Below are 5,401 nucleotides of genomic sequence, written 5' to 3' on the forward strand. Positions count from 1 at the left end.
GTAAAGTAACATACAACCAGATAAAGATATAATACAAGACAAGGAAATAAAAAAAGAACCTAAAAAGCAGGTTCACAGGAATAAAAAAAACCCCGCGACTACCTACCCTCCCAGTCCGTCTCCAGACAAGTACTCTAGGCGTGGACGGGCTTAACTTCTGTGTTCGGAATGTTTACAGGTGTTACACCGTCGCTATCGTCACGAGGAATTAAACTATTTCATTTAACTCTTCATTAAGAGATAATTATAAATTGCATAAGTTCTTTTACAAGTTCATATATCTTTAGATCAAGTCCTCGAGCAATTAGTATCGCTCAGCTGAATACATTACTGTACTTACACATGCGACCTATCAACCTGATAGTCTATCAGGGCTCTTACTTCACAAAGAATGGGATACCTAATCTTGAGGGGGGCTTCGCACTTAGATGCCTTCAGTGCTTATCCCGTCCCAACTTAGCTACCCGGCTATGCCACTGGCGTGACAACCGGTGCACCAGAGGTTAGTCCGCCCCGGTCCTCTCGTACTAGGGGTAGCTCCTCTCAAGTATCCTACGCCCACGACGGATAGGGACCGAACTGTCTCACGACGTTCTGAACCCAGCTCGCGTGCCGCTTTAATGGGCGAACAGCCCAACCCTTGGAACCTGCTTCAGCTCCAGGATGCGACGAGCCGACATCGAGGTGCCAAACCTCCCCGTCGATGTGGACTCTTGGGGGAGATAAGCCTGTTATCCCCGAGGTAACTTTTATCCGTTAAGCGACGGCCCTTCCACTCGGAACCGCCGGATCACTAAGCCCTACTTTCGTACCTGCTCGACGTGTCTGTCTCGCAGTCAAGCTCCCTTCTGCCTTTACACTCTAATAAATGGTTTCCAACCATTTTGAGGGAACCTTTGGGCGCCTCCGCTACTCTTTAGGAGGCGACCGCCCCAGTCAAACTACCCACCTGACAGTGTCCCTATACCGGATTACGGTATCAGGTTAGAATTCCAGCATTATAAGGGTGGTATCCAAAGGTCGACTCCACCAAGACTGGCGTCCTAGCTTCTAAGTCTCCCACCTATCCTGTACATACAATACCGAAATTCAGTGCCAAGCTATAGTAAAGCTCTACGGGGTCTTTCCGTCCGGTCGCGGGTAACCGGCATCTTTACCGGTACTACAATTTCACCGAGTGTGTTGTCGAGACAGTGTCCAGATCGTTACGCCTTTCGTGCGGGTCAGAACTTACCTGACGAGGAATTTCGCTACCTTAGGACCGTTATAGTTACGGCCGCCGTTTACTGGGGCTTAAGTTCACTGCTTCGCTTGCGCTAACAGATCCCCTTAACCTTCCAGCACCGGGCAGGCGTCAGCCCATATACTTCATCTTTCGATTTTGCATAGACCTGTGTTTTTGGTAAACAGTCGCCTGGACCTTTTCACTGCGCCCTGCTCTCACAGGGACCCCTTCTCGCGAACTTACGGGGTGATTTTGCCGAGTTCCTTAACAACACTTCTCTCGCTCATCTTAGGATTCTCTCCTCACCTACCTGTGTCGGTTTACGGTACGGGCGAACATGTTCTCAATAGAAGCTTTTCTCGCCAGTGTGAAATCAGCTACTTCCCTACTATATTTCGGTACTCATCACAGCTCAGGCTTACGTTAAGCGGATTTGCCTACTTAACACCCTCACTGCTTGACCCAGCATTTCCAACAGCTGGGATAACCTATCCTCCTGTGTCACTCCATCTCTCAAACAAACATATTCGGTACTGGAATATCAACCAGTTGTCCATCGACTACGCCTTTCGGCCTCGCCTTAGGTCCCGACTAACCCCGGGGGGACGAACCTTGCCCGGGAAACCTTAGGTTTTCGATGGTACAGATTCTCACTGCACTTTCGCTACTCATGCCAGCATTCTCTCTTGTGTAACGTCCACCGGATACTTACGTTTCGGCTTCACCCTTTACACAATGCTCCCCTACCACTAGTTAAAACTAATCCTTAGCTTCGGTATCAGATTTTAGCCCCGGTTATTTTCGGCGCATAATCACTCGACCAGTGAGCTATTACGCACTCTTTAAATGAATGGCTGCTTCTAAGCCAACGTCCTGGCTGTCTTAGCAATTATACATCCTTTCCCACTTAATCTGAATTTTGGGACCTTAGCTGAAGATCTGGGCTGTTTCCCTTTCGACCATGGAACTTATCTTTCACAGTCTGACTGCATGACTAAAATATATGGCATTCGGAGTTTGATAAGGTTCAGTAAGCAATACGCCCCCTAGCCAATTCAGTGCTCTACCTCCATTATTCATCGTCACACGCTAGCCCTAAAGCTATTTCGGGGAGAACCAGCTATCTCCGTGTTCGATTGGAATTTCTCCCCTACCCACACCTCATCCGAGCCTTTTTCACAGACACCGGTTCGAGCCTCCACGAAGTTTTACCTTCGCTTCACTCTGGACATGGGTAGATCACACGGTTTCGGGTCTACAGCATGCAACTATCGCCCTATTCAGACTCGGTTTCCCTGCGGCTTCGCTGCTGAACAGCTTAACCTCGCTACACACCGTAACTCGCTGGCTCGTTCTACAAAAAGCACACCATCACTTGCGCTCTGGCTGCTTGTAGGCATAAGGTTTCAGGTTCTATTTCACTCCCCTCCCGGGGTACTTTTCACCTTTCCCTCACGGTACTATTCTCTATCGGTCATCCAGTAGTATTTAGCCTTGGGAGGTGGGCCTCCCATATTCCCACAGGGTTTCACGTGTCCCGTGGTACTCGCTTGGTGTATCTACTACATAATGCTTTTCGCTTACAGGACTGTAACCTTCTTTGGTGTGCCTTCCCATACACTTTAGCTAAACATTATATCTCTCAATACACGGGCTGGTCCCCGTTCGCTCGCCGCTACTAGGAGAATCGATGTTTCTTTCTCTTCCTCCGGCTACTTAGATGGTTCAGTTCGCCGGGTTCCCTCCTACCAGACTATATATTCACCTGGTGGTACTATGTCTTCACATAGTGGGTTGCCCCATTCGGAAATCTACGCCTCAAAGCTTATTTGCAGCTTAACGTAGCTTATCGCAGCTTATCACGTCCTTCATCGGCTCTGGATGCCAAGGCATTCACCTTATGCCCTTAATAACTTGATCCTAAGATATATTCTTACAAAATGTCTTGAAATTATAGTTTTTAACCAAACTTTCTTTTCTTTGTCGTTTCGTAATCATACTTGTTTTCGTGTTTTCTACTTATGCAATTTTCAATTATCTCTCAACTCTTTAAGAGTTAAAACTAAGATACTATTTCTAATACCTTACTTTTAATCCTTAAACTTCATGGTGGGCCTGGGAGGACTCGAACCTCCGACCTCACGCTTATCAGGCGTGCGCTCTAACCACCTGAGCTACAAGCCCCCACACATTTTCATATATGGTGGAGATGAGGAGATTCGAACTCCTGACCCCCTGCTTGCAAGGCAGGTGCTCTCCCAACTGAGCTACACCCCCATTAGTTGGTCATTCAATTTTACAATAGATTAAAAGAGAAAGATTTGAGTCGAGTCACTTTTCTACTCTTAGAAAGGAGGTGATCCAGCCGCACCTTCCGATACGGCTACCTTGTTACGACTTCACCCCAATTACTGATCCCACCTTCGACAGCTGCCTCCTATTGGTTAGCTCACTGGCTTCGGGTGTTACCAACTCTCGTGGTGTGACGGGCGGTGTGTACAAGGCCCGGGAACGCATTCACCGCGACATTCTGATTCGCGATTACTAGCAACTCCGACTTCATGCAGGCGAGTTGCAGCCTGCAATCCGAACTGAGATCTGCTTTTTGAGATTAGCTAGGCATCACTGCTTCGCAACCCTTTGTACAGACCATTGTAGCACGTGTGTAGCCCAGGTCGTAAGGGGCATGATGATTTGACGTCGTCCCCACCTTCCTCCCTCTTTCAAGGGCAGTCTGTCTAGAGTCCTCAACTGAATGTTAGTAACTAAACACAAGGGTTGCGCTCGTTGCGGGACTTAACCCAACATCTCACGACACGAGCTGACGACAACCATGCACCACCTGTCTCTTTGTCCCGAAGGAAAGTCTAATCTCTTAGACGGTCAAAGGATGTCAAGACCTGGTAAGGTTCTTCGCGTTGCTTCGAATTAAACCACATGCTCCGCTGCTTGTGCGGGCCCCCGTCAATTCCTTTGAGTTTCACTCTTGCGAGCGTACTCCCCAGGCGGAATACTTAATGTGTTAACTGCGGCACTGAGTTACCCCAACACCTAGTATTCATCGTTTACGGCGTGGACTACCAGGGTATCTAATCCTGTTCGCTCCCCACGCTTTCGCACCTCAGCGTCAGTTATCGTCCAGTAAGCCGCCTTCGCCACCGGTGTTCTTCCTAATCTCTACGCATTTCACCGCTACACTAGGAATTCCGCTTACCTCTCCGATACTCAAGTTATCCAGTTTCAAGTGCACTTTTCCGGTTGAGCCGAAAACTTTCACACCTGACTTAATTAACCGCCTACGTGCTCTTTACGCCCAGTGAATCCGGACAACGCTTGCCCCCTACGTATTACCGCGGCTGCTGGCACGTAGTTAGCCGGGGCTTTCTCCTGAGGTACCGTCATTATCTTCCCTCAGAACAGAGCTTTACGATCCGAAAACCTTCATCGCTCACGCGGCGTTGCTGCGTCAGGGTTGCCCCCATTGCGCAATATTCCCCACTGCTGCCTCCCGTAGGAGTCTGGGCCGTGTCTCAGTCCCAATGTGGCCGATCACCCTCTCAGGTCGGCTACTCATCGTCGGCTTGGTGAGCCGTTACCTCACCAACTACCTAATAAGACGCAGGTCCGTCTCATACCACCGGAGTTTTTACCACTTTATCATGCGATAGCGTGGTCTTATGCGGGTTTAATCCAAGTTTCCCTGGGCTATCCCCCTGTATGAGGTTGGTTACCTACGCGTTACTCACCCGTTCGCCACTTTCCACTTATGAAATCTTCCGAAGAATCAATCATAAGCTTCTCGTTCGACTTGCATGTGTTAAGCACGCCGCCAGCGTTCGTCCTGAGCCAGGATCAAACTCTCAATATAATTTATCGCATCAACCTCTCGGTCGATTTTTTACATCTTAAATCTTAATCCGACTCTTTACTCAAATCTCACTGACTAAATTTGCATATAGCAATTCATATCATCTTTTTCTCTTTTATTCTTTTGTCTTATTATCTCGCCGCCTCTTTCAGAGTCAGCTGAATTATAATACCACATACTCTCTTACTTGTCAACTACTTTTTTAACTTTTTTTGCCATTTTTTTTCATTGACTTCTTCTCGTATACTTATCCAGCTCCCCGCTTGAAACAGCTTTGTTATATTATCACTTTATTTCCTTATTGTCAA

Annotated in this window: 2 tRNA genes and 3 rRNA genes; all 5 read right to left on the minus strand. The window is 47.9% G+C overall.

The features are described 5' to 3' along the window. Positions 1-89 precede the first annotated feature (89 nt). Positions 90-206: ribosomal RNA gene (gene rrf, locus ACTQYZ_RS09970) — 5S ribosomal RNA — on the minus strand. A 78-nt stretch (positions 207-284) separates the two neighbouring features. Further along, positions 285-3,145 (minus strand): 23S ribosomal RNA (locus ACTQYZ_RS09975). 187 nt (positions 3,146-3,332) lie between these two features. Beyond that, a tRNA-Ile gene (locus ACTQYZ_RS09980) sits at positions 3,333-3,409 on the minus strand. A 17-nt stretch (positions 3,410-3,426) separates the two neighbouring features. After that, positions 3,427-3,502 (minus strand) — tRNA-Ala (locus ACTQYZ_RS09985). Between the two features lie 72 nt (positions 3,503-3,574). Then, positions 3,575-5,093 (minus strand): 16S ribosomal RNA (locus ACTQYZ_RS09990). The 16S, 23S and 5S rRNA genes sit together here with 2 tRNA genes alongside, the layout of an rRNA operon. Between the last annotated feature and the right edge of the window lie 308 nt (positions 5,094-5,401).

The organism is Anaerofustis sp. LCP19S3_F7, from assembly GCF_052119445.1.
GTDB lineage: Bacteria > Bacillota > Clostridia > Eubacteriales > Anaerofustaceae > Anaerofustis > Anaerofustis butyriciformans.